At 45.2% G+C, this 26,672-nt stretch carries 22 protein-coding genes and 2 pseudogenes; 2 read left to right on the top strand and 22 right to left on the bottom strand.

The window, feature by feature from the left end; translation table 11 throughout:
* Positions 1-72 precede the first annotated feature (72 nt).
* Positions 73-832, top strand: a pseudogene (locus B5E42_RS08975) (IS5 family transposase).
* A gap of 29 nt (positions 833-861) precedes the next feature.
* On the opposite strand, the gene B5E42_RS08970 reads toward B5E42_RS08975, so the two are convergent.
* The 22 genes from B5E42_RS08970 to B5E42_RS19580 all read right to left on the bottom strand — a co-directional run bounded on the left by B5E42_RS08970 (position 862) and on the right by B5E42_RS19580 (position 26,173).
* Positions 862-1,788, bottom strand: coding sequence for a DUF368 domain-containing protein (locus B5E42_RS08970; protein ID WP_087238825.1), 927 nt, complete (start codon positions 1,786-1,788; stop codon positions 862-864).
* A 258-nt stretch (positions 1,789-2,046) separates the two neighbouring features.
* Positions 2,047-2,460 (bottom strand): GtrA family protein, encoded by a 414-nt coding sequence (locus B5E42_RS08965; protein WP_087238822.1) that lies wholly within the window; start codon positions 2,458-2,460, stop codon positions 2,047-2,049.
* Positions 2,457-3,221, bottom strand: a complete 765-nt coding sequence (locus tag B5E42_RS08960; protein WP_087238820.1) for a glycosyltransferase family 2 protein — start codon at positions 3,219-3,221, stop codon at positions 2,457-2,459. Before B5E42_RS08960 ends, B5E42_RS08965 begins: the two co-directional genes overlap by 4 nt.
* Before the next feature lie 8 nt (positions 3,222-3,229).
* Positions 3,230-4,444 carry an FAD-dependent oxidoreductase gene (locus B5E42_RS08955; protein WP_087238818.1) on the bottom strand — a complete coding sequence of 405 codons (1,215 nt, stop codon included), beginning with the start codon at positions 4,442-4,444 and terminating at the stop codon, positions 3,230-3,232.
* An 11-nt stretch (positions 4,445-4,455) separates the two neighbouring features.
* Positions 4,456-5,382, bottom strand: a complete 927-nt coding sequence (locus tag B5E42_RS08950) for an NAD-dependent epimerase/dehydratase family protein (protein ID WP_087238817.1) — start codon at positions 5,380-5,382, stop codon at positions 4,456-4,458.
* A 5-nt stretch (positions 5,383-5,387) separates the two neighbouring features.
* Complete coding sequence (locus B5E42_RS08945; protein WP_087238815.1) at positions 5,388-5,753, bottom strand: cupin domain-containing protein; 366 nt, start codon at positions 5,751-5,753, stop codon at positions 5,388-5,390.
* 16 nt (positions 5,754-5,769) lie between these two features.
* On the bottom strand, positions 5,770-7,755 hold the full coding sequence (locus B5E42_RS18860; protein WP_162613952.1) for a hypothetical protein: 1,986 nt from the start codon (positions 7,753-7,755) through the stop codon (positions 5,770-5,772).
* 16 nt (positions 7,756-7,771) lie between these two features.
* A complete protein-coding gene (locus B5E42_RS08935; protein ID WP_162613951.1) occupies positions 7,772-9,784 on the bottom strand; it encodes a hypothetical protein in 2,013 nt (670 codons plus the stop codon).
* 248 nt (positions 9,785-10,032) lie between these two features.
* Positions 10,033-12,549 carry a glycosyltransferase gene (locus B5E42_RS08930; RefSeq protein WP_087238808.1) on the bottom strand — a complete coding sequence of 839 codons (2,517 nt, stop codon included), beginning with the start codon at positions 12,547-12,549 and terminating at the stop codon, positions 10,033-10,035.
* Positions 12,546-14,012 carry an FkbM family methyltransferase gene (locus B5E42_RS08925; protein WP_162613950.1) on the bottom strand — a complete coding sequence of 489 codons (1,467 nt, stop codon included), beginning with the start codon at positions 14,010-14,012 and terminating at the stop codon, positions 12,546-12,548. Before B5E42_RS08925 ends, B5E42_RS08930 begins: the two co-directional genes overlap by 4 nt.
* 20 nt (positions 14,013-14,032) lie before the next feature.
* Positions 14,033-14,686, bottom strand: a complete 654-nt coding sequence (locus B5E42_RS08920; protein ID WP_087238803.1) for a hypothetical protein — start codon at positions 14,684-14,686, stop codon at positions 14,033-14,035.
* Entirely contained in the window at positions 14,683-15,453 is a 771-nt protein-coding gene (locus B5E42_RS08915; protein ID WP_087238801.1) for an ABC transporter ATP-binding protein, read from the bottom strand. Before B5E42_RS08915 ends, B5E42_RS08920 begins: the two co-directional genes overlap by 4 nt.
* Positions 15,454-15,461: 8 nt before the next feature.
* Positions 15,462-16,229, bottom strand: a complete 768-nt coding sequence (locus B5E42_RS08910; protein WP_087238798.1) for an ABC transporter permease — start codon at positions 16,227-16,229, stop codon at positions 15,462-15,464.
* A gap of 34 nt (positions 16,230-16,263) precedes the next feature.
* Positions 16,264-17,076, bottom strand: coding sequence for a hypothetical protein (locus tag B5E42_RS18855; RefSeq protein WP_141242502.1), 813 nt, complete (start codon positions 17,074-17,076; stop codon positions 16,264-16,266).
* A gap of 21 nt (positions 17,077-17,097) precedes the next feature.
* Positions 17,098-18,012 (bottom strand): GDP-mannose 4,6-dehydratase, encoded by a 915-nt coding sequence (locus tag B5E42_RS08905; RefSeq protein ID WP_087238796.1) that lies wholly within the window; start codon positions 18,010-18,012, stop codon positions 17,098-17,100.
* A complete protein-coding gene (gene gmd, locus B5E42_RS08900; RefSeq protein WP_087238795.1) occupies positions 18,009-19,049 on the bottom strand; it encodes a GDP-mannose 4,6-dehydratase in 1,041 nt (346 codons plus the stop codon). The genes B5E42_RS08905 and gmd overlap by 4 nt, the downstream gene beginning before the upstream one ends.
* A gap of 36 nt (positions 19,050-19,085) precedes the next feature.
* On the bottom strand, positions 19,086-20,156 hold the full coding sequence (locus B5E42_RS08895) for a mannose-1-phosphate guanylyltransferase (RefSeq protein WP_087238792.1): 1,071 nt from the start codon (positions 20,154-20,156) through the stop codon (positions 19,086-19,088).
* A gap of 14 nt (positions 20,157-20,170) precedes the next feature.
* A complete protein-coding gene (locus B5E42_RS08890; protein ID WP_242967071.1) occupies positions 20,171-21,145 on the bottom strand; it encodes a type I phosphomannose isomerase catalytic subunit in 975 nt (324 codons plus the stop codon).
* Positions 21,138-22,385: a glycosyltransferase gene (locus B5E42_RS08885; protein WP_087238787.1), complete on the bottom strand. Its 1,248-nt coding sequence runs from the start codon at positions 22,383-22,385 to the stop codon at positions 21,138-21,140. The genes B5E42_RS08890 and B5E42_RS08885 overlap by 8 nt, the downstream gene beginning before the upstream one ends.
* Positions 22,386-24,080, bottom strand: a complete 1,695-nt coding sequence (locus B5E42_RS08880) for a phospho-sugar mutase (RefSeq protein ID WP_087238785.1) — start codon at positions 24,078-24,080, stop codon at positions 22,386-22,388.
* A complete protein-coding gene (locus B5E42_RS08875) occupies positions 24,077-25,198 on the bottom strand; it encodes a glycosyltransferase family 1 protein (protein ID WP_087238783.1) in 1,122 nt (373 codons plus the stop codon). The genes B5E42_RS08880 and B5E42_RS08875 overlap by 4 nt, the downstream gene beginning before the upstream one ends.
* A 633-nt stretch (positions 25,199-25,831) precedes the next feature.
* Entirely contained in the window at positions 25,832-26,173 is a 342-nt protein-coding gene (locus tag B5E42_RS19580; protein WP_162613948.1) for a hypothetical protein, read from the bottom strand.
* Positions 26,174-26,408: 235 nt separating this feature from the next.
* Between B5E42_RS19580 and B5E42_RS18850 the strand changes: the two are divergent.
* Positions 26,409-26,600: pseudogene (locus tag B5E42_RS18850) on the top strand (transposase); the annotation flags it as partial.
* Between the last annotated feature and the right edge of the window lie 72 nt (positions 26,601-26,672).

Below are 26,672 nucleotides of genomic sequence, written 5' to 3'. Positions count from 1 at the left end.
TTGGTACCCCGCTTAGGCCTTGTTTGAAAAATAAAAGTTGCACAAAAGAAGCAGATATGCGAAACTAGAAGTATGAAACGTTATGAATTAACAACGGAACAATGGAACCGTGTCAAACCTCTTCTGCCGCCGGAAGAAACAGGGAAACGAGGCCGCCCTCGGAAGGATAACCGGACGATGCTGAACGGGATGCTCTGGATTACCCGAAGCGGCGCCCAGTGGCGGGAATTGCCAGAGGCCTACGGCCCCTGGCAGTCCGTGTATGCCCGATTTGCCAAATGGCGGGATGACGGCACACTGGAAACTGTATTTCATGCACTGTCTGAGGATGCGGACATGGAAAATCTAAGTATAGATTCCACCTGCATCAAGGTACACGAAAGCGCCAATGGCGGGGGAAAAAACGGCGGATAAGGCCGTTGGCCGTACCAGAGGCGGTCTGAACACAAAGCTCCATGCCATTGTAGACGGGCTTGGCAACCCGGTGGAGTTTCTTCTCTCAGCCGGAAATGATAATGATTGTGTTCATGCCGTGGAGCTGCTTGAAAACGTTGAACTCAGCGGGAGTAATGTGCTGGCAGACCGGGCTTATGGTGCTCAATCCATTCGGGAATATATCTCAGAGCATGGGGCGAATTACGTAATCCCGCCCCAAAGCAATGTGTCTAATCCCTGGCCGGTAGACTGGTATCTGTACAAAGAGCGGCATCTGATTGAGTGTTTTTTCCAAAAAATCAAGTGGTTTCGCAGAATTGCTACCAGATACGACAAGCTGGATGCCTCATTCCTGGCCTTCGTCCACCTTGCCGCCATTGCAATTTTGTTGATTTAGAACAAGTCTCACAATTTTTCAAACAAGGCCTAGCCCTTTTGTTCCGACGTTGATGCCGCTCCTCCTACCTCTTCCAGGTCCAACTTTTCGTCCACCCCCCAAGTCTGCCTACAACATTTCTTGCGGGAAATACTCTGGTTAAATTTATTTAGTGCTAAAGCGATGACGCTACCAATAATAACACAGAAAATATTTATCAATAATGCGCTGATTGAGTGAATAAAACTATCAAAGGGGACAATCACGATGGTTGCGGCAACCACAACACCGATCACTGCATGAAAGGCATACGGATAGAAACGGTTAAATAACGCATCCACTGCTTTGGCTAAACAGATCATAGTGACGATTGCGCCAATTCCAGCTGGAACCAGTACAGTGAAATCGAGGCTCCCTAAGCCGTCGATAAACGGAGTATATAGTCCCAGCGGCATCAATAGAGTAGAAAAACTCATCCCCGGTACGATAACGCTCAGCGCCACGCAAACCCCACAAAACATATACCAGCCGAGATTCGACACAATATGAACGGAGAACAGACTAAGTAACGCAAGCAGCGTGATAATCACGATAAAGGCAATCGACAGTGCAATCCAACAACCTTTTGGCTGTCCCCGCTTCTTCGCCGTTTGAAACAGGGATGGAAGCATACCAACAATCAGACCGATAAACAAGCAGACAGACGGATCTGGATATGTCTCCAGGAAAAAGCTTAGAATTTTGGACACGCCCAAAAAGCCGACGCCAACACCGACGATGACTGGCATTAACTGCGGAACATGTGTTTTAAAATTGCGCAACGGGTTACTGAGCAGTTCCATCACTGGTTTATAGATGCCGAACACCACGCAGAGAACGCCGCCCGAGATTCCGGGCAGCACCGCTCCTATGCCAATGATGACGCCTTGCAATACCTGAATCATTCGGTACAGCACGCCTAAGTTTCTATCTCTCATGTGATAATTTACCCTTCTGCATTATTGATTGCTATTCGGAACTTGGTATTTGCGAACATAATCTTTCGCAGCCTTATACATTTTTGCGTAGTAATCTTGATAAGTGCCAGATACGATTCATCCATGCTTGATGGGTTTGATACCAATGAATCGTGTCCAGAATGCCATCCTCACCAAGCAGATGGTCACCGCATCTTAACGGCCAACGCCTTTCCACTCATATTATGTAAAAAAAGATAATGTTCGCAAGCAGTTTCCTTACTTGAATATGAAAAACTTGCTGGCAATATAATTGACGATAATGACCATAACGTTGGCGGCTGTTTTAATAATCATATCATTGTAATGCATACAGTCTACAAAGAAGTACATGGCCGCGATATCCAAAAGTTCTGAGCCAAGCCTACAGCCCATAAACATGTAGAATTCACGAATCACGCCCTTTGCATCCCGTACCTGACTTTGAAACACAAAAAGGCGGTTTACCACATAAGCAAACAATACCGCGAATACCCATGCGAAGATCGTGCTGATAATGGTACCGAAATGGAACTGATATGCCAAGACATAATACGCAGCAATATTCAGTAGTGTAGAACATGCGCCAAAAAAACCATAGGAGATGACATCTCGATATCGGTAAATGAGATGCTTTATCTTATCAAAATTCATACATCTTCGTTCTCTTTTACAATTTTTTTCTTACTATATAAGCGAAATTTTAACGCCGGTTTAATATATGCAAAGGTTTGAAGGAATGTATTTTGGGACTCTCCTTCTTGCCGGGCCACCCATTTCGCAGGAATCTCATGGAATTTTATTCCCAGACGCACCGGTTTTAATGCCGTTTCCAAATAAAACGGGTGCTTGAGTTCTTCCCAGGCAATTTTCTGCATAAGCTTTGTAGGGAAGATCCGAAATGCGTATGTCATGTCTGTTAAATTCACTCCGTAATATAGGGAAAATATTTTTTGAAACCAGTAATTGAGAATCTCTTTCTTCTTATCGTAGCCCGTAAAATTCCCCTTACTCAGCCATCTTGAGGCGGTAGTAATATCCTCTGGATATTGTTTTTCCACGGCGATCAAATTCGCAACCACATGGGGGTCTGTCTCCAAATCAGTAGACATCATGACTAAGTGAGAGCCTTTCGCAATATCAATGGCATCTTGAATGGCACCCCCAGCGAAGGGACGTGTCTGCCACAGAACCGTAAACTCGTACCCCAGCTCCTGGCATTTTTTCTTTGATTTTTCAATAGACGAAAGACATTCTTTTGTAGTTCGATCACAGACTACAGCAATGAATTCACATATATCTGCCCGGTCACACTCTTCTACAATAACATCTACTGTCTGCTCGAATGAAAACGTTTCATTCATTGCCGGAAGAATAATCGTTGCCGACTGGAAGTCTGTCGTTGATTCTTTCATAGCTGCTCCTATTGCGCACTTAGGCGGTCCACGAGGTCCATAGCACGTTCGATTACAACATCAGCGTTAAAGTGCTGCCATTCTCCCCAGCGCCCCAAGCCGTAAACTTTATGCTTTCCGGTCCAATCCAGCAATCTTTCCATAATTTCAGGCTTATCCAATGTGTTATGCGGATATGCATACTGATTGAGGTAGTGGAAATCGCTGCGCTCCTTGTTAATACTCACGCGTTCACCGTTGGTTTCAGTCCAGTAACCGTGAGAGCCCAGCGCAAAGTTTTCCATAGCCATAATGCGATGGAAGCTGTACTCCTCGCTGGGGTAGTAAATCCACTGCGCTGTTGTTTCATAGGGCAGGGATTTTGCGTAGTAGTCGATTTGAACCGAACTATATTTCAGCCGCTTGATGCCGTCCACAATACTATCCGGCATCCCCACAAATTCTTGAATGTCGGTCCACGGCATGCACACCAGGATCGTCTCACCGCTAAACGTGTCATTAACAGAATTGTTAGTAAAATCGATTTTGTGTACTGTCTCATTAGCGTAAAAACGCTCTCCCAATCTTTGAGACATGCGTATAAACAGGTCTCCAAATCCTTCCTTTTGGGGATAATAAAAATTGGAGTGACATGGCTGACTGCCGTAAAATTTATGCTCTATGCAGCTCATCAACGTCTCTTCAAACGAGACATTTGGCAGCTTTTCCAGCCAATAAGTCCCTAAGGAGTTCAGGTTTTTAGAGAACATTTTCCGGTTATAGGGTAGCATATAGTCCTCCGCTATTTTACTCCCCAGCTTCCAAACGATCCAGTCCACAAATTTTTCTGGCTTCTCTGTGCCCAAATTACAGCCTGCAACCGCAATTGCCTTGAGATATTCCACCTGCCACTCCACCGGGAGTTGCCAAATATGTGCCTCAAAGGGGCTTCCCATCAGTCTCCCCTTAAAATAAATTTGAGAATCCCGAGTAAAAGCATTCCACTCTGTTTCAGGCAGGAAGCGGAATACAAAGTCATCTACTTTTCTGCTTCTTGTATCTAGGATATGTCCCCCGCCAAAATCGACCGGCTGGCCATTGACATATTCCGTTCTGCACAGGCCGCCCGCTACCGCCTCTTTTTCTAACAGGACAATATCCTCGATCCCTTTGTCCAGCAGCATGTTAGCCGCCGTGAGTCCTGCGGGCCCTGCCCCCAAAATCAAATATTTGCATCGTTTCATGTCAACTCTCCCTATCGTTGCGCAACATACCAGGTATAGGCGTCCCGAATGCTCTCTTCCAAATTCATTGTGGGCTTCCAGCCTAAACCGAATAACGCCGTGGTATCTAACTGCATGTGAAGCCTGCCTTCTGGTTTTTCCGGATCAAAAACCAGCTCTCCCGTATAGCCGATTACCCTTCGGATGGTTTCTGCCGTCTCTCGTATGGTATATTCGTGCCCACGGCCGATATTGATCAAGGGAATTGTCTGAGGCGCTTTCATTAGGAAAATGCAGGCGCTGGCAACGTCTTTGCTGTTCAGAAATTCTCTGCAGGCATTGCCTGTCCCCCAAACAACAACTTCTGGCTGATTTTGTTCTTTCGCCTCCGAGATCCTTCTGATCAGAGACGGGACAACCCCCGCCTTATCTCCATCAAAGGCCGCATATTCCCCAAAGAAATTACAGGGAACTACGGTAAAAAAGTCATCTCCGTACTGTTGCTGATAGTACTTGCACAGTTGGAATCCTGCTGCCTTTGCCAGGGAATAGGGCGTATCGATCTCATTCAGGTTTGTCAGCGTCGCATATTCCTCTTTCAACGGCATAGGAGACGCACTGGGATAGAGCAGCGCGCTGCAAACATTCAGCAGTCTCTTGCAGCCATACTCATGGCTGCAAGAGAGAATGTTGGTCTCCATCTGCAAGTTCTTCAGCAGGATCTCCACAGGATACTTCTTCTTATACTCGATTCCCGCTGAAATCGCCGCCAGGAAAAACACATACTGCGGCCTGTTCGCTTCAAAGTATTGTTTTACTGCCTGCTGCGAAGTACAGTCAACCTCTGGCAAATCACAGGACAATATATTGGAGAACCCTTCCTGTAACAGTTGGCTCTTAATCGCGCTTCCCAATGCACCTTTATCACCAACAATACATATTCTGCTCGTTTTATCCATGATGACTATTTATCTCCTTCACTGTAGATGTCCATTGTCCCATCGCTGCCCTGTACACAAATGCTGTACATTTGTACCATAATGCAATCCTCTGGAAACTTAAAGCTATGTACAACGTATGGTTCGATAGCAAAGAAGTCTCCGGCATGGAAGGTCTTTTTCTCCTCTTCTTTATCCCGCGTGGCATGTACCTCCACCGAGCCTGTTACCACGTAAAAAGCCTCCGTGGATATTTTGTGGTAATGGCCGCCGCGAAATACACCTGCCTTGGATTCCAGGACATTGATCTGCTCATACCCCTGATGGATCAGCTGAATCAGCTGGCCACGCGCATCCTGGTGTTGAAAATCTACTTGAAGTGTTTTAATCATTATTAAGCCCCCTCACTTAATTCTCATCTGTATTTACCATTTGAATTTCAATAGACTTTAACTTTAATTGGACTCCATTGAATACATAGGTCCGATATTCCAATTGGCTGGTCGATGCGTACCCATCAAAATCTACCTCCAGAGTAACCGACTGCTCGCCTGGGGTGAGCGGGACAACCGCTATTCTCTGGGCGTCTACTGCTACGTCAAATTCTCCCACCTGTTGCAGCTCATTTGGATTGCTCATCACTTCATAATTTAACGTAAATTGATAGGTCCCCTCAGGCACCGCTGTGTACGGCCCCCAGGTCGCAAAGCCTTCTGTGCCATCGGTCACATAAGTGCCATCAGCCTCAAAACGGCCATTGGCAACGGATATCCCTGTATCATAAAAATGCTTTGTGTTTTCATCTACCTCCAACAAATAATTGTATTTCCCCAGATTGATGTCTACGATTGCCTTTAGTCTCTCTATATCAAAGAGATCTCCCCGCGTAATTAGCTTAATAATTTCGTAGTATTGCCTTATGTTCGGGTCTATAATTTCATTTGTATCATTCTGTACAGACTCTGCATAACCTTTAGGCACGTTTCTGGGTGTATGGCCGACCCTCCAGTTATCACCATAAGTAGGGAGTGCAGGAAGCCTAGCTAATAAGGGATCTCCCAAGGCATATGGATCCCCCAAATACATATCCGAGTTATAGTAGACTAGGATACCGGGAGCCCAGCTCACAATTGCTTTTGTAATATTTTGTGATCTCAAACCATTAATTTCTTCAAAAGACCATGTATTAGGAACAGACAAATTCCCAGTAACTACTAGTGATATAATATTATTCGATAGCCCAGTATTGGGATAATAAAATGCTCGTTCATCAGCTATGCCCATTGCTGAATTATATTTCCCAAAATATAAAAAATCCTTTGTTACGAGATGCCCTGCTGTAAAGGAGTACATTACCACACATATGCACACAGCCGAAGATACAATTTTTCCTTTTCCTTCCAATACCTGCGCATTTTTCAAGGCGATTTCACTATGACATTTCAATAAAATACATATGCTCAATAAGAAAATAACTGTAAAATGGCGTCCGACCATAAAATCTCCACCAATCCGCAGTATATAGAGCATATAAAGGAAGACTCCGCCCGCCAATAATCTATACCTTATATTCTTAATAAAAAACACTGCTATGACCGCCAAAATAGGAATCACGACAACTGCTAAATCATAAGCGCCAGTTACTAAAAAGTAGTCGATCCCCTTTTTGATGTACCGTCCCAGCGAAATCCCAGTGCCAAGTTTTGCATAAACAGTATTCGGAAAGAGAAATCCGTAATAGAAGAGGGAAAACAGCTCCCATAGTATAAACGGCAAGACTCCAGCAAATCCAATTAATGTAGATTTTAGAAGAGAAACACTCCTTTTATGAATGAAAAACACCCATATCAGAATCGGAAGATAGATCAACACATTATCCATGCGTGTCATAGCAACCAAACCGCTTAATAGCGCAAGTATAAAGAGTTTTTTAGGTGAATAATCCTCAGAAAATACTACTATTACAAATAACGTGCAGAGCAAATAGAGCAGACTATTTTCAAGGCCAGATGTTGTAAAGCTGACAAAGGATAGGCTGCATAAAAGAATAAATGTAAGAATTACATGCCAATAGGTTGTACATAATTTCCAAAAAATTAAGGCAACTGCCGTAATGGACAACCCGATTCCTACAGCCAATGAAGTGAAATACATTTCCCCTGTTATTTTGTATGCTATAGCAATCAATATTGTATACAGCGGGCATGTACTTGCATTGACTCGCTCTCCAATGTTGTATACTAGTCCATATCCATCTGCGAGATGTTTCGACATCGTATAGCCATGATAAGCATCGTCACTTTGCCAGGCGCATAATATAATCATAAAGAAATATGCTACTATAAATATCCAGCGGCTTATTGTAAGTTTTCTATCCTGATTATTCATCAACATGCTTATTACCATTCCTTTATTCCAACACTTTTACAATTTCGACCGACTTCAGACGTAATTGTACTCCAGTAGATACATAGGTCCGATATTCCAATTGGCCGGTCGGTGTGTACCCATCAAAATCTACCTCCAGCGTAACAGACTGCTCGCCTGGGGTGAGCGGGATGACCGCTATTCTCTGGGCGTCTACTGCCACGTCAAATTCTCCCACCTGTTGCAGCTCGTTGGGATTGCTCATCACTTCATAATTTAACGTAAATTGATAGATCCCCTCAGGCACCGCTGTGTACGGCCCCCAGATCGCAAAGCCTTCTGTGCCATTTGTTTCGAAATAACCTTCCCTGTCAAAACTGCCATTGGCTGTATATATTCCAGGCGAATACATATAATCAAGAGAGACCTCGCCTGAAATACCTACTTTATAATCTAACGGATTGTCATCCGCCAGATATAGGCCCAATGTGTCATCTCCGACTCTAGACTGATAAACATATTTATTTTTTATGAAATCCGGAAGCGCTTGATAATCCTCATCCGCACAGATCAAAATTGTCGAACCTGCATATTGACCCGCGTCAGCATACTTCGTATAGGTTCCCCAATAGAGTGGCACATTATAGCTTGCACCAGTATTATAAAAATGTTTTTGATCTAATACTCTTATATTGCGCACCCAGGAAGGTATGCCATTCCCGATATGATATACGACCGCCGCATCATATTTATCAACTTCACCCATAACCGTTTGCATAAACACGGAATCATACCGGGTTAAATTCAAATAATAATACGAATAAAAATTAGTTGCGATAATACTAATGCATAGTCCGCTTTGTATTAATACTCGTAAAACTCTATTGCTATTCGTTGAAACAATATACTGTATTCCTAGAACGCCCAGTAACATACTGGCTATAAAAACAACAATCAGGTATCTATATTCAAATATTGGCGATCCATAGCTTGTATAACAAAACATCAGCATTAGAAGATTGACTGATATAATGGATACCAAATTTATGACAGTATAATTGACCTCTGCTCTCCTTGTTTTTATGCCGTACAAGGCGATAACTAGTCCACAGCATATTAAAAAAATCAGTAGAAGTCTAAATAAATAGCCGATCCCGTTAGCTGAAAATATAGAAATACCTTCATATTCAGGAATTACACCGGTTAATGCAAGCAATCCCGAAAAAATGGCAAAAAAATTGTCCCAAAATTGCCCGATAGACGTTAAAATAGCAGTTGTGTCTTGGCTTTGGTAAGCATAAATAAGGGCAACGCTAATTTTTCCTATTACTGCCGCTACAGCGCAGAGGAACAGGTAAACTCCATTAATAATGATATTCCTTCGCAAATGGTTGGTTAGAATCAAGCATATAACATAACATATTATTGCAGGAAGTATGCCAAAGACCAGGACATAAAAACCGCTGGACATTGAGCTGACATAGATTGCGATTAAAGATATCAGCGCCAAATACTTGGTTTTTCCCTCTAGTCCCTTGCTGTAAATCTGACCGCTAATATAAAGCACGAAAAAGATAATACAATTTTTTACCAGATACGCCGAACTATCAAAGAACATCATAAAAAAGTATCCAAGATTATTGTTAACTTCGATACCTGCCAGATACGGCGTAAACAGAATGCAGAAAAACCACAGCTTGAAGCGGCCGCTTAATGCAAGCTGTGTTCCTATCCCGTACAACACAGCGGCAAACACTGCAATAAAAACGAGACAGGATAATCCATATGCCAGAAATACATCTCCAAGAATTCCATAAAGAAGCGCTGATAAAAGGATCGGACTGTCCCAGCATAAGGTCGTCTGCCATTCCCAGTTATCCAAAAAAAGCTTCTTTTGTTCCCATGTTTCGATGGTCTGCAGGTAGTATACTGAAGCGTCATACCCCATATAGTTTTTTCCTTCAAATAGGTTGAAATATATCAGCAAACATACTTCAGCCAGAAGGATAAGCGCTGGAATTGGATGCCTTTTTACCAGCGCAATTGCGTTTCTCATCATAGTGCCTCCGTTTTAATAAAAGCCAAAATCTTTGCCAACTTTTTATCCTCCACGTGAGCTGATCTTGCTCTATGTTTTCTTTTCATCAAAACAATAAGCTCTACTGTGACAAACCACGCCTGTCTCATAAACCGACCATTCACATATCAAGTGCGGCTCAGAGGTCGATTGACCACAATATCTGCGGTGCTCAAATGCTCAACTTTGTGCAGAATTACATTCACAGGCGTAAATCACATAGATCATTATAACTTTATATATCCCAACGTATGCGCCAGACTATGCAGCTCCGCTTCAGAGAACCGCTTTTCAGCCGCTTCCTTTTTCAGTCTTCCAACCAAATCTTCTGTCACAACCGGCTCAAAACTCTCTAAAATAAATGCCGCGTATTGCTCCGCTATTTTCTTAATATCCAGGCATTCTTCCGCAAATTGACGGGCAGAATGCTGCACATCTTCTCGCAACTTCGCATCTTCCGCCAGCTTACTCATCGCTTCAAAAATGGCATCTACTTCGGCCTTTGCGGACATACTCTCAACAGACGGGATTTTAACGCAGGCATCGTCGGGGATTTCCGCAAAACTGCCTATATTATTTACAATGACGCACTTTCCCTTTGCAAGAATGCGCATCAGACTCCCGCTGGTCTCCCCGTTATAGGGCCAACGCAAATTGAGGCAGATATCGGTCGCGTCCATATAACGCTTAAACTCCTCCAGATCGGTATATCCGGTTACATGGACTTTATCCCCAAAACCAAGACGCTGAACTTCCTGGGAAAACAGCGGCTCAAGATTTGAGTCCAGTTTTCCCACAAACACAAGCCGCGCCTTTTCTTGCCGCTGCGCAACTTTCGCAAACGCCCGCAAAATTGGGATAACCCGTTTCGTCTCATGAACATGGCCAAAGGCAGCATATAGGAGCGTATCCTCCGGTATGCCCACCTTCTTTTTTGCAGTTCTCACGTCCGGCAACGATTCAAGACGTGCGTAGTGACGAATCCACCGGACATTGCGGCCAATATTTCTTTTTAGCAGCTTTTCCTTGGCTTCCCGGCTGTGCACAATGATTTTATTTGCGTAATTTGTCACGAATCCGTTTAACTCGATCTCTTCGCTATTGATCCTATGACCGCGCTCCAAATTATTTAAATACATCTGCACTTTCTCCGGTGCCAAATCTTCTAACATCATTTCTTTATACAGAGAAAAATTATTTTTTTGAATATAAATTGCCACAGCTTGAGCAATTCCATGCATATTATAATCATGAAGAACCAAGGTACCACCATACTGTTTGATATAGGGCCACATATACACATGGTATTCCGAATTCCCCATCTGATAGACCGTATCGTAATACTGCTCTTGTCGTCTGCTGTATTGGGAATGTGGATAAATCCGGACCGTTTCCGGCAGCTTACAGTTTGGCTGATATCCATTGTCTACAAAAACATCAACGTCAAAATACTCACTGAGCACACAGAGAATATCCACGCTATAATCAGAAATTCCACTTTGAATCGTGGGAAGGGGAGTAAACATGGCAATATGACGCCGTGGCTGGGGCGACGCTTCTTTCGGTTCGATCTTAGCAAAGGAATCCACGGTTAATTGTGCCACACGGTTCCATTGAAACAGTTCTACTCGCTTTTGTCCCTTTTGGGTAAGCTCCTGCAAGTCACAGTCTGTTAAGGCTGTCTCCAACCCCCGTTTGATGTCATCCACAGAATATGGATCTACCAAAATAGCGGCGTCTCCCGCAATCTGAACAAGACTGGAGTTGTTGGAAGTCAAAACAGGCGTCCCGCAAGCCCACGCCTCTACCACCGGCAGTCCAAAACCTTCGTAGACAGACGGAAACGCGACCAATTCCGCTAGGTTATAAAATCGCACCAGTTCTTCATCGGTGACGAAATTGGTCAAAACAACCCGATCCTTAATCCCGCACTGTTTGGCCAATTTTATATACCGATCTACAGAGGCCTGTTGCAGCTTACAGACAATGACAAGCTGATGCTGCCTTTTCAACGCATCCGGCAACCTGCCAAACGCCTCAATCAGAGCCGCAATATTTTTCCGCTCATCATCACCCCCGGTGCACATGATATAGGGACTATCGATATGGAACTTTCGCAATAACGAGTGCTGCTCTTCTGAGGAAATTTCAATCTTTTTGAATTTCTCACCCGCAGCCCCCCAAATAACATCAATCCGCTCTTCTTCAAAATTGAGATATTGAACCAAGTCGTCTTTCGCACTTTGAGAAATCGCAAGAAGGCGATCTGCCCACCGGAGCATGTCCACTCGCTCCATGTACCACTTCATATCCTCTTCACGAGGAAAATAGTGTTTGCGCATCACATAGGGGATAACGTCGTATACCGTAGCAACAACCCTGGTGTTTTGAAACCATTCTTTCTTATAAATAGGCAAAGAACCATCAAATGGACTAGTAATGTAGAACAGATCAATCTTATTTGTTTCAAGATATTTTTTCACAAGGCTTTCATATACTTCCTGCATCCCTGGTGAAGATAGAAAATATCCATTCTTCATGCAGAAAAAATCATCTTCTTGCAGCAGTCCCGCTTGTATCTCTTGTTCAAAAATATCTGTTTTTTCCATTGTATTGAAAAAGAAGTAGCGGTTGTTTCTGTCATTCCGCAAGATTGTGCGAATTTGATTCAACGTATAGTTTCCGATACCTCGATTTTTAGACATACGTCCCAGTAGCGCTACTCCATCAAAGGCAATATTCATTCCAACACCTCAGCAATCTGCTTTTTATCAATAAAAATGGAATTGATTCCGGTAAACGCGTATTCTACATAGTCCTTCTCTTCCATAAACGCAACGATATCCTGGCGTTTCATTCCAACGACCAAATGCGTCCGATAGGGAATCGTCTCAATCGAAATTGCCAAGGGACGATGCCGCGAAAAGTCGATTGATGCTAAGATCTTCATTTCCTCGCCCTCGATATCAATATTTAAAAACACTGGGGCGCCTTCAAAATAGGTATCGAAAATCTCATTCACCGTGATTGTCTCGACCGCCACAACATCTTCCACTTTTAACGCTGGGTTATATGCAATCACTTCTTCGACTTGTTCTTTATCTGGCGAGGACAGACCGTCACCGTTCAAAACATAAAAATCAACGTGCTGCCCGCTTTTTTCCGAGACGCACCGATTTAAAATTACATCGCCATTCCGATAAAATTTTAATTGTGGGATTAGTTTTGGATTGGCCTCTACTAAAACTCCACGCGCTCCTTTCTGATAAAAATAGTAGGTATTGCTGAATTTTTTGGCATGATTCGCTCCTAAATCTAAATAGGAACATTCTTTCTCCTTAAATCCCAATACCATAAAAATATACGCCAAGATCGTGTCCTCTCCGGATTGTGAAGTGGAACAACGAATCAAATGCGAGTTGCTCTCACTTTCTAAAAACGCCCCCTGCTCCTGGAGTTCCTGGAGACGAGCTTGGGCCCAATGCAATGCTTGGCAACTAATGGCATACTGTTGTTCCATCTCAGCAAAACGTGCCTCTAAGGCATCCAAGCGGCCGTTATGCTCAACTGTAAGAACTCCGATCTTCTGCTCATGCTCTTGATTTTTCAGTTCGCACTGTTGTGAGATTTCCTCTACTCGCTCCAATCGTTTTACCGTGGCCTGCTGTATGGCTTTACTGCCTTCCATGGCAGAGTCCATATCCTCCATCCACTCTGCGAAGCCTTTCTGGTCAACCGTGATTGACTCAATGTTAGCCTGCAAATGGTTTAACTGCGCCGTCGTGCCCTCCTGAGCCGCTTTGCCGGCTTTTATTTGATTCCACAAAATGCCCTGTAATTCAGTCAATCTGCCAATTGCAGGGGTTGCAGCGTTATTAAAGTCAGTTTGCTGAACGCACACTGGCTCCACATACCATTTTAAGCACTTTCGAACCACTCGTTTACAGAATACGATAAGTTTTCCGATATATTTTCTGCATGAATAGATGGGGCGGAACGCCTCGTTGACGCGGTTCACCTCCATTGCAGCAATTCTCTGTATGAGCTCAGCTAAATATTGATTAACAATCTCATCTTCTGACTTGGGGGTATGGGTATTTTCAACAGAACTCGGCTTTTCTTGTTCTGTCGGCTTTCCGGGCAAATCATAAATTGGTAGCTTCCCGTTCAACTTATCAAATAAGATCTTTTCTTCTAAATGATCCATATGCATCGTTCGTCCTCTTTTCATGGTCTACCTTTTGTTTCGTCCAAAGAATTGATCTTTCTGAAATAGATAAACGCTGTAATACCCATCCCCAGAAAAAGTACCACAGCCACTGCTATCATATCAGTTGTAACATTAGGCAATGGAATTTCCTGATATATTTGAAGGTCTTCAAGAGTATAGTCAGCGGGTTCTACGGTAAAGAAGCGCAGCTGACCATTTTCAGGCGCACTTTTCCCAGGCTCCAATACCGTCGACGCATTGTTTAACCCCTCTTGAAGAACTAAGTGATACTCCTGTTCTGGGTTATCGTAGTTCGCTATGTCATTATATAAATCCACATATAATGTCGAGCCAATATATTCCGGTTGACAATCCACTGTAAAGGAAATAAGAATACGCTCCAACTCATCCAATGATAACTCAGCCTGATAGCCCACCGCTGCCCCCATCGTCTGGTTATTGAATACCAGCCCCTGCTCTGCACGCCCACCGTCAAAACCGATAAAGTCTGACGCCGTCAGCAGAGGTGCGTCTGTTACCGCCTCATAATTTTGCGGCCCCCTTGCATGGCTAATCACATTTAAGAATGCCATATAACAGACAATTATTTCAATAATCAGCAGAGCTTTCAAGCGAAACTGTCTTTTTTTTCTTTGTTTATTCGTCTTCATATAGTGCTATTTACCTCTTCCAACCGCAGCTTTCCCTCTAAAAACGCCTCATACTGGTCGCACAGCGTCTCGGTCTCCCCGTAGGCAATTTGCTTTCCATGGTCGAGCCAAAGAACTTTACTGCACAACTCCCGAATCTGATCCAGCGAGTGAGACACCAAGATTGTGGCTGCGCCGTTGGCAATAATCTCCTTCATTTTCGCAGCGCTTTTCTCCTGAAACGCGCCGTCTCCCACGGAAAGCACCTCGTCCAAAATTAAGATTTCAGGCTGTACCATGGAGGCAATAGAGAAAGCCAGACGAGACTGCATTCCTGTAGACAGCTGCTTGAATGGCCGGTCCTCAAACTGTCTCAGGCCGGAAAATTCCAGAATTTGCGCATAAGTCTCGTCCATAAACCCCTCGGTATACCCCAGCATCGCCCCGCGAAGGTATGCGTTTTCCCGTACCGTCAAATCTCCGTCAAATCCAGACGCCAACTCTAACAGCGCGGCAATCGTCCCATTACGAGTGATCGTTCCCTTTCTCGGTTCCATCACACCAATCACAGCCTTGAGCAGCGTTGATTTCCCCGCGCCGTTGGTGCCAATGATCCCCAACATGTCGCCCCGCTGCAATTCAAAGGTAACATCGTCCACCGCCATAAAATTCTCTACATGGTATTGTCCCTTCAAATGACGCATTGCCCATTCTTTCAGGCCAATGTCTTTAAAATCACCAATCTTATAGCTTATGGAGACATGCTCCACATTCAGCATCGTTTCCATAGGACTCCTCAAACATAATACAAAAATTCATGGTTATTCTTTTTATACATATAAGCGCCAATTCCAAATGCGATGAGAGCATAGGCAGCTGCGAGAAGATGAAATTGCGGAGTGGGAATCTCTCCGTCGATTACGATTTTTCGGAAATAGCGAATATACAGGTACAGCGGATTGAGTAAAAATGCGCACTGCACGGTATAGCTGTAGCTGTCAATCGTATAAAAAATGGCCGACATCCACATGATGAGCTGGGTTAGTATCCCCCACAGATACTGCATATCCCGGAAAAAGACAAACAGCGCAGAAAGAATCAAACCAATCCCCAGATTAAAGACAATGAGACAGGCCACTGGGTATGCCAGCAAGAAAAATTTCCAAGTAAACGGAATCCCATCAATCGCCACAAACGTAAAGAAAATGAGAAGTGTCAGGCCAAAATTAATCAACGAAGATACATTTTGCGAAAATAAGAAGAGGTATTTGGGCACGTTTACCTTCGTAAAAATTCCTGCATTGCTGACCAGGGAGTTCATACCCAGATTGGTCGCATCGCTGAAATAGGAAAAAACCAGCTGCCCTGCAAACAAGTAGACTACATAGTGATCTACATTATTTCCAAAGAAATTGTTGAACACCAACCACATGATCAGCAGATTCATCAGGGGGGCCAGAATGCTCCAAGCCATGCCCAAAATGGTACGTTTGTATTTTTTCGTAAAATCTCGTTTTACAAGTTCTTTAAATAGAAACTGGTTTTGCTTCAATTTTTCCAGCATATTGTTTCTCCGTTGATTTAATTTATGGTTCAGCTTACTTTCGAATTACAATCCCATAAGAAGTACAATTATATCCTCCGCTGTCAAGATGAAGATGATACTTAGGATTAGTATGGTAATAGGGTGGTGTATCAACAAAATGGTCCCCCACACGGTTGCCGCGCTTAAAAGAGCAAACCATTTTCCCACCATGTTGGTTTACAGACGCGGCAATTTCTTGAATATCACACTGTCTAAATATTGCCGTATCACCCTCTTCTATTGTATCTGTATTAGAAGAAACATTGAATTCCACTGTATGAACAGCAATACCACCAGATTTCAAAATCTCCATCTGCTTTATCAAAAACTCTTTGCCAAGCGCAAGATTTCCTGCGTGTTCAACTGCACATGATGACCAGCAAAAATCGTACTTACCGATATCGTCTGGTATCGCATTCATGTTTACATTTTGGATCTGCACATTCTTGTCAAACTGTTCCTCGCCGCAGAAACCATATTGATTCAGCACTTGTTTATTCCCATGCAAGTTTTGGTTCTCATACCATCGATCCGCACCATTTTCTTCCCATAAATCTGTTGCCAGTATTTTTACACCTTTTGACGCAAAGTAGGATGGAAGCGGTTCTTGCCCAACTGCAAAGCCTAAACCACATTTTCCTTCTCGCAGCATACCTGCTTTTTCTAACACCGCAATAATAAAAGCCCATTCCCAATTCTTCCGATGTATAATGCCCACAGGTATTTCAAAGCTAGGGTATACTTTTAATAAGGGAGGAAGCTCTTTTAAAATATTTCTATACCAAAAGAAATCTATTTCTCGCAACATTTTACTTGTCCAAAACACGCAATCTCCCACCCTGCTACACTATTTGGAACGCCATTCAGCAATGACCTGTGATAACATTTCATCCATTGTCACTGTCGGCTCCCAGCCGGTATCCCGCGTCAGTTTACTGTGGTCGCAGCAAATCACTGGAGTATCGTTTAAGCGCATCTTTTCTGGGGCCTGCTGAACTGGAATTTCACACTTCGCCATAGCGCACAGTTTATCCAAAATTTCTTGAGCACTATATGTGGTTCCAGAACCCACGTTGTATATCTCGCCTGGATGACCTTTTTCCGCAATCAGACGGTAGGCACGCACCACATCTTTCACATGGGTGAAGTCCCGTTGGGCCTCCAGGTTGCCCACCCGCAAACAGGTGGCCTCTCCCTGCTCCACCGCCACAATGCCGGAGGCAAAATCGGGGATCAAAAAACCTTTGGCCTGTCCGGCTCCCCCGTGGTTAAAGGAACGGGTCATACAGATCTTCATCCCGTAGACGTGTACATAGATCCTGGACATCTCCTCCTGAGCATTCTTAGAGACCGCATAAGGAGTCTGGGGCCGGGTGACGATGGACTCGTCCACCCTTTGCCCCGCCTCACCCAGGTTTCCGTATTGATCCGAGGAGCCCACCATGACCATACGGCAGTCCGGGCTTACCACCCGGACTGCCTCCATCAGATTTAAAGCCGCCACTACGTTGAGCTCCACAGTTTTTTGGGGAATCTTCCAGGACCGGGCCACGTTGGCCTGGCCCGCCAGATGGAAGACCACGTCCGGCATTTCCCGAGCAATCACTGTCCGAACTTGACCGGCGTCCAGCAGATCCACCACTATGGTGTTGTCCCCCTCCTGAAGGTCCAGTCCAACCGTGGTATACCCGCATTCCTCCAGTTCCCGGCGCAGATATGGCCCCACAAACCCCTGACTGCCGGTTATTATCGCTTTTTTCATGCCTGCTGTGCCGCCTTTTCTCTCTTGGCCAACTGCAGGTCGTGCTCCGCCATAAGAGCACACAACTGCTCATAGCTGGTCTTCTGGGGATTCCAGCCTAGTACGGTTTTCGCCTTAGTGGGGTCGCCCCACAGGTTGTCCACATCGGTGGGGCGGAACCAGGCGGGGTTGACTTCTACTAACACCTTCCCGGTCGCTTTGTCAATCCCCTTCTCCTCCAAGCCGCTGCCCTGCCACTCCAACTCGATGCCGTCGTGGGCAAATGCCAGCGTGGTGAACTCCCGAACCGTGTGTTGTACGCCGGTTGCAATGACAAAATCCTCCGGCGTGTCATGCTGGAGCATCAGCCACATACACTCCACATAATCTTTGGCATAGCCCCAGTCCCGTTTGCTGTCCAGATTCCCTAACTGAAGCTTATCCTGAAGCCCGCAGGCGATCCGACCGGCCGCCCGGGTGATCTTCCGGGTTACAAAGGTCTCTCCCCGGCGCTCCGACTCATGGTTGAACAGAATGCCGTTGACGGCAAACATGCCGTAGGCCTCCCGGTACTCCTTCACCATCCAAAAGCCGTACTGCTTGGCAATGGCATAGGGGCTATAGGGATGGAACGGGGTGGTCTCACGCTGAGGCACCTCTTCCACTTTTCCATACAACTCCGAAGTAGACGCCTGATAGAACCGGCAGGTCTTTTCCATCCCCAGAATCCGAATGGCCTCCAGCATCCGAAGCACGCCCAGCGCGTCCACATCGCCGGAATACTCCGGCACGTCAAAGCTCACCTGGACATGACTCTGGGCCGCCAGATTGTAGATCTCGTCCGGGCGAACCAGGTTCATGATCCGAATGATGCTGCTGGAATCGCTCAGGTCGCCGTCATGCAGCGTAATCTTGTCCAGAAGATGGGCAATCCGATCTGTGTTGGGCAGCGAAGCCCGCCGGGTCATGCCGTGGACCTCATAGCCCTTTTCCAACAGCAGCTCCGCCAGGTAAGAGCCGTCCTGACCAGTAATTCCAGTAATCAATGCACGTTTCATAGTCTTATTCCCTTTCTACTTATTTGATCCAGCCATTTAGAGATATTCGGTCCGGTTGCAGATTTTCAAATTTTCCAACACCTTTTTAATATCTCCTGCATGCTCCTTCGCACAAATCAACAGTGCGTCCTCGGTATCCACTACAATCATATTGTCTAAGCCTACTGCGGCAATCAACTTATTGCCGCCTTGGATAATGGTATTTTTTGTGTCCACCGTTATGGCATTCCCGTTGATCACGTTGCCAAATTCATTGCTCGTACGAATCCGTTCTACGGCCAGCCAGGACCCCACGTCATCCCACCCAAAAGAGCCGCTCAGAATGTAGATATTTTTTGCCTTCTCCATAACGCCGTAATCAATGGATTCCGACTTGAACGAATGAAATTCCCGCTCCAGCACCTGCGGTTCCTGCTCTGTCCCAATGGCTTCTTCAATTTTGCGCAGGCCCGCATAGGTCTCCGGCAGGTACTCCTCCAGATTCTTCAAAATACTGGATACCTTCCAGATAAACATACCGCTGTTCCACAGATACTGCTCAGACGCGAGATATGCTTTTGCGGTCTCCAAATCCGGCTTCTCCACAAACCGCTCCACTGCAAAAGCCCGGCCTAATGTAGTCTCCGGCAAAAATTTGATGTAGCCGTACCCGGTCTCTGGACAATCCGGAGTAATGCCCAGGGTCACCAAATTCTCCCCCTGCTCCGCCACCTCACAGGCATCCTTTAACGTATTGATAAAAATCTTATTGTATTTAATCAGATGATCGGAAGGCAGCACGATCATCATCGCGTCGCCATAGTTCTTTTCCATATAGACGGCACCCAGGCCAATGCAGGGGGCTGTGTTTCTTCCCACCGGCTCACATAAAATGTTCTCCGCTGGAATATCTGGTAGCTGCTGGCGAACCAGATCCTTATAGTCTCGGTTGGTGGAAATATAGATATCTTCCATATTGACTAACGGCAAAATGCGCTCTACCGTCAGTTGGATCATCGTCTTGCCGTCATCGGTCAGAGACAAAAACTGCTTCGGAAGGCTCTTTCGGCTCTTGGGCCAGAAACGCTCCCCGCGGCCGCCGGCCATAATCAACGCTGTTTTTTTCAAAGTCGTTCTTCCTTTCATACCCGAGAGACCAGTACGCGGCACTCTCCTTCAATTTTATATTTTCCCGATGCCGCAGGCATGAGATATGAATCCCCTTTTCGAATGGAATAGATCCCTCCGCCCACAGAAATACTCCCTTTCCCCTCCACACATAAAATGTGCTGGAAGGACCGTCCATCGCAAACCAGCTCCACACCCTTATGCACATCGACACGATGAGCCCGAAAGTAGCGGCAGGAAAACATCTCGGTTATGGTAAACTCAGGAAACGTCACGCAACTGTTTGCCTTGCACTCCTCCGGAACAATCGGTGCATAGTCCAAAACCTCTGCGGCGCGCTCCAGATGAAGCGGCCGCAACTTACCATCCGCTCCTCGCCTTTGATAGTCATAAATGCGGAACGTGGTATTTGAATTCTGCTGGATCTCTGCGATGACAATTCCCGCGCCGATGGCATGGATAGTCCCGGGGAGAATATAAAATACATCTCCTCGGGAAACCGGTACTTTGTTTAGTATATCACAGATGGTCCCATCGGAGGCCCGACGAAGGAACTCTTCCTTCGTCACTTGTTTGGAAAATCCCAAATAAATACTGGCCTGTGGTTCACAGTCCACGATATACCACATCTCTGCTTTCCCGCTTTCGCCCTGAGCGGACAAAGCGCTCTCATCCGAAGGATGCACTTGAATGGATAAGTCTCGTTTCGCATCGATCAGCTTGACCAAAAGCGGAAACCGATCTTTCTGGCATTCCGTTCCACAAAACCCGTCATGATTGAATTCGTCCAGCTGCCGGATATCCCAGCCCTTATAGGCTCCGTTTTCAACCACGGAACAGCCATCTGGATGGCAAGAAAGCTCCCAACTCTCTGCGGTCACGTCCGGAGCATCCGCCTTCCCGTAGTCTCTTTTCAAACGATTCCCGCCCCACAAGTATTCCTTGTAGCAGGGAAGCATTTTCAACGGATAGCATTTCATATTATCCATTTTCCAGAGTCAACTCCAGTCGCCCTAACCTTTCTTTCATCCTTTGAGCGGCACACTTCGTTGTCATATGAAGTCCCATATATTCCTTTGCATTTAAGGCTATCCGTTTTGCAAACTGTCGGTCATCATATAACTTACGCATCCACTGTGCGGCTTGCTGTTCATTTGGCTGTGCCCAATGATTTCCTCTATGATATGGTGGAATATCATCCGTCAGTTCTACTACGTCAGCGTCCACTAAACAGGCCGTATTTGAATCCATATACTCAAGATTCGCTGACCACGCCGTTGCAATGACTGGTGTTTCAAGCAGCATTGCTTCTGCCATCACAAGTCCAAAACCTTCTGCACGGTGTAGTGAGACATATGCGTCAACACATCGAATTAAACTGTTAAATTCTATTTTGTTATAACTTTGAGTTAATATATACACATTTGGATATCCACTTAAATATTGATTAATAGCTTCTAAATCCTGTCCTTTCGCGTGTGTCGCCTTAATCACAATCCCAACATTGCGCTCATCTGCAGAAAAAGCCTCACAATATGCACGAATTGCTCCTAATGGATTCTTGCGCTCAGAGACGCTGTTTCCATCATAAGAAATTAAAAAGAGAAATGTTTTTTGGGGGAGAGCAAAAAACGTTCGATTATAAGCAACATCTGTTATTGGTTCATTAAATCCATATGGTATCGTAAAAACTGGCTTAGAAGTACACTTTTGAATCGCTTCAGAAACAAATTCAGCGGGTGTCCATATTTCATCAAACAATTGAAACGCATAATTCCACTCTTTGGGGAATTCTGGCAGTTCCCACAGCCAAAAAGCAATATTATAACATGAGCTTAATTGTTTATACGGTAGTGTCCAAACCACGCTTGCGATTTCATTGGGATTTAAGTGTATCAAATTTATGGCATATGGAAAGTCCTCTTGTTCAAAACTCATCCATGTCATGTCGTTTTCAGAAGCCGTACTGTTTTGCGAAACATTATATACAGAAAAAGGAATTTCGGATTCCTGTAATATATTTGCTAAAATACGACAACTCTCTCCTAATCCAAAGTCACCACGTATGTGTCCGACCAAATTTACACCAAACTTCTTGTTGATTCCTCTTTTGGAATGTATGTTGTGGATACTAAAATAGCCTTGAAAAATGGCTCGTTTTATACATTCGCGTGTATGTTGCGAAGTGATTTTTTTTGCAGCCCTCTTCCACAATGGTGTATTATCCATTCAAGGAGCTCCTTTATCTTTCATCATTTGATAAAACCAATCTGACAACTGTACTGTTGCACATTTCACTTCATTGCGACTCGTTCCTATTGCTGTTAAATATACTTTTAACTTTGGCTCTGTACCGGAAGGCCGTATCACAGCCTCCCCCCCTCCGTTTAAGAAGAATCGCAAAACATTTGATTTGGGAAGGCCCGTTGCATCGGTCTGGTAGTCAATGACCTTTTCTACGGTATAACCTGCTAGTTCCCTTGGAGAATTCTTTCGCAAATCTTCCATAAATGCCTGCATTTTCGCAAATCCACTAGCCCCTTCAAAGGCAAAGGAGAGAAGGCGGCTCTCATAAAACCCATACTGTTGATATAGCTCCATCAACACATCCAGCAGGGACTTATCTTGTGCTTTATAGTAGGCAAACAGCTCACAAATCAGCAGCGACGCATTCACTGCATCCTTGTCCCGGACAAAGCTTCCGCTCAGATAGCCATAGCTTTCTTCAAAGCCGAAAATATACCGGTCGGTCTCGCCTTTCTGCTCCAACAAGCCGATCTGTTCACCGATAAACTTAAATCCAGTCAGCACATCGATGAGCTGCACGCCATAATGAGCCGCAATTTTGGCCGCCATAGGGGTAGTCACAATGGTTTTCACCGCCACAGGATCGTGGGGCATTGTGTTGTGTTCTAGGCGCATTTTGCAGATAAAATCCAGCAGAAGAACGCCCATTTCATTGCCGGTGATGAGCACATACTCGTCATTGCTTCGGATGGCCGCACCCACCCGGTCACAATCCGGATCCGTCGCAAGCAATAAGTCGCTTTCCGTCCGCTTGGCCCAGTCCAACCCCACGGTCAGCGCTTCCTTCACTTCCGGATTTGGATAGGGGCAGGTTGGAAAGTTTCCATCTGGCTTCTTTTGCTCATCTGGAATAACAATATTCGTAAATCCATTCCTCTCGAGGCATTGCGGAACACAAGATATACCGGTTCCGTTCAAGGGGGTATAAACAATCGAAACGTCTCTTGATACATTGTTTGGTAAAATTGAGGTTTTACTCACCGCACTTAGGTATCTCCGCACAGCGTCTATTCCGATATAGGAAACCATGTCACATTGAATCGCTTCCTCAAACGTCATGCTCGCCACCTGAGTAAATGGGTCAATCATATCGATTTCCTGTTGAATCTCTTCCGCCGCTTCAGTAGTAATCTGACAGCCGTCCGCACCATAGACTTTATATCCGTTATATTTCGATGGATTATGACTAGCTGTAATTACAATGCCGCCGTTGCAATGAAAATCGCGCACTGCAAATGAAAGGGCTGGAGTCGGCATCAATTTAGGATACAGATGAACCATAATGCGATTCGCCGCAAACACTCCAGCCGCAGTCTGTGCAAATAAATCTGAGTGGATCCGACTGTCATACGCAATAGCCACCATGGGGATATCAAAATGTTTTCTCAAATAATTACAATATCCCTGGGTTGCTCTGGCCACCGTGTAAATGTTCATTCGGTTACTGCCGGCGCCTAAAACGCCCCGAAGTCCACCGGTGCCAAACTCTAGGTCTCGATAAAACCGATCTTCAATCGCAGCCGTATCGTTTTGAATGGAAATCAACTCGTCATGGAGTTCTCTATTTTCTGTGGTCTGTACCAGCCAACGCTGGTAAATCTCTTGAATGTTTCTCATTCCTTAACTTCCTCTTCAATAATCGTGTTTAATAACTGAGCCGAACTATCCCAGGAAAAACGTTTTACATTTTCAAATCCTTTGGCAATCAGATCCTGTGCAGCCCTCGGATCCTTTAACACTTCTAAAATCCCTGCCCCAATGTCGGCCTCACGGTATGGATTCACATAGACTGCGCCCTGACCGCCGACCTCACGCATGGATGAACTGCCGCTTGTAAGGACCGGGGTCCCACACATCTGTGCCTCAAGCACTGGGATTCCAAACCCTTCATATAATGTAGGAAATAAAAATAAATCGGCCATCGAATAGAGGGTTGGCATATCTTCGTCCGGAACAAATCCAATAAAGCGGATCGCATCTGGGTGTTGAATGATACGCAGCACATCTTCCGGTTTAAATTTCCACCCCTGTTCGCCAGCAATGATTAATTGATGCGGGATTTTTTCTTGATCCTTTAGAATATCAAAGGCTTGCATAATCCTCTTTAGATTTTTCCTTGGATTGTTGTTCCCGACAAATAACAGAAATTTCTGGGGTAAGCGATACTTTTCCCGGACCGTATCCTTTTGCGTGTGGTCGGTCATTGGGGCAAACCGTGGAGAAGCTGCACAGGGGACAACGTAGATTTTCTCAGCCGGGATTTTGAGAACGTCTATCATTTCTTCCTTTGTAAACTGTGAAATCGTCAAGAAAAAATCTGCGCGCTTACACAAGTATCGATATTGAAGCTTCCACCACAATACTCTGGACCATTGATACACCTCCGGCATACGAAACACAGCCAGATCAGTTACAAGTGGAATTAATGTACAGCTTTTCGGCAAGAAAAACGGCGTTTTCGAATCTGTTGTCAACAAAATCGAATTTTTTCCATAGAGACGACCCAACCAAACTGATTGAAAAAAAAGCCTGCGAATCGTTTGGCCATATGTCCATGGAATCGGAACGATTTTTGCCTTTCCACTGGCTTTAAATTCAGGTCCATCCCGTGGAAGAATAACCGTACTGGGACGGGGTGTAATCGCTACAAATCGTGAAAACAACTCATGTATCATTACGCCAATACCTGAACTATTTTGTTTATATTGTAAAGCGTTGATTACAATGGACTTCATTTTTATGACTATACCTGGTTACTATAGATTTGCCCCTTGGTTTATGACAGCCTGCCATAGGCATGGGACATCTCGTTGCCTAAACTATTAGAATAGAAAGATAATGGCCTGACTTACTATTCCAACGGCTTTTACGTCCGTCGGAAAGTCCTATTCGCAGTGTTCGATTTGTGCAGGAAGCCGCCAAGCAAGTCACCAGCATATCCCGAGCTGTAGAGATCTACCGTGCTGAGATAAACCATCTGACCTTATGCTCCCAGGACACCCCGTGGTCATGGAGATGTACGGCGTTGGGGTGTCCTTCGGCCCTCAGATCATGGCAGAGATTGGAGATGTTCGCCGTTTTGAACGTAAGCAGGCCCTTGTCGCATTAGCCGGGGCAGCCCCCATACCCAATCAGTCCGGGGAAAAGAGCGTGCGCAACAACACCCCCCAAGCATGGCGCTCCATACCTCCACAAGACACAGTTTAACGGTATAGGCTGTCATCTTCGGAGTGCCCCAGCGGATAAGCCGGTATTCCAGTTTCTCGACCGTAAAACGCGCCGAGCAAAAACCTCTTACTTATGTCTACATAATAGCGGGGGTTAACAAGTCCCTGCGACGCTATTATGCAAATGTCAGGGACTTCCTTTCAACGTCGGATAATCAGCGGCCTGTGGACTTGGCTTCCACTGGCCAGGCTGAACACAAATAACCGATAACCAATGTTTTCTGCCTTTTCAAGTTGGCGCTGGGCGAAGGCCTTTATATTGTGCTCATTTTTATGATTCTTTCCACTGCACTCCAAAGCACCAAAAAGAATGAAACACAGTGCACCTAGGACTTGTTTGAAAAATATCAACATGCCCAATCGACGGGTCTTTTGTCCCCTGGACGGCGCAATTTTTCCTTGAAATCCGTCAGGATTCCCGCGAAAAAATTGCTTGCCAGCGGCCCAAAATCCCTCGCCGCTGGGCACATCGCCAATTTTCAAACAAGCCCTAGACACAGCAAGTTGTAATTTGGTATATAATAGACTTGAGGGGGCAGGCACACGACATGGCATGTGAAGGCGAGTAGGCCCAGCATCTCGCTGGAGCGACTTTATACTGACTGTCGGGCACTTTTTCAAGCATCAAAAAGTAGGGCACAGAACCCTGTAACCTTATCTTTGGAAAGACAGACTAGATTACATCCATGAGTACAGACCTTACGGTCTCAGCTCCGGCCTGCCACATTGGCTGCACGTTGTGGTCAGCAACGTCAAAGCCTTCAGCCTGGGGACTTACCACGGCCTACCTAAAACCTACCTTCAGGCCTATCTGAACGAGTACTGCTTCCGTTTCAGCCACCGCTACATCGGCAATTCCCTGCTGGAGCATCTCGCCATGGCCATCGCTTCTTCTGTCAGGCTGAACTAAGAGGATAGCTATATTGTTATAAGAATAGCACTTTTGCGTCAATATAGCAAGGTGTTCTACAAAAGTTACGCA

This window comes from Flavonifractor sp. An10 (assembly GCF_002161215.1).
GTDB classification, from domain to species: Bacteria; Bacillota; Clostridia; order Oscillospirales; family Oscillospiraceae; genus Flavonifractor; species Flavonifractor avistercoris.
The sequence above is the reverse complement of the archived record's forward strand: the minus strand, read 5'-3'. Positions and strand labels throughout refer to the sequence as shown.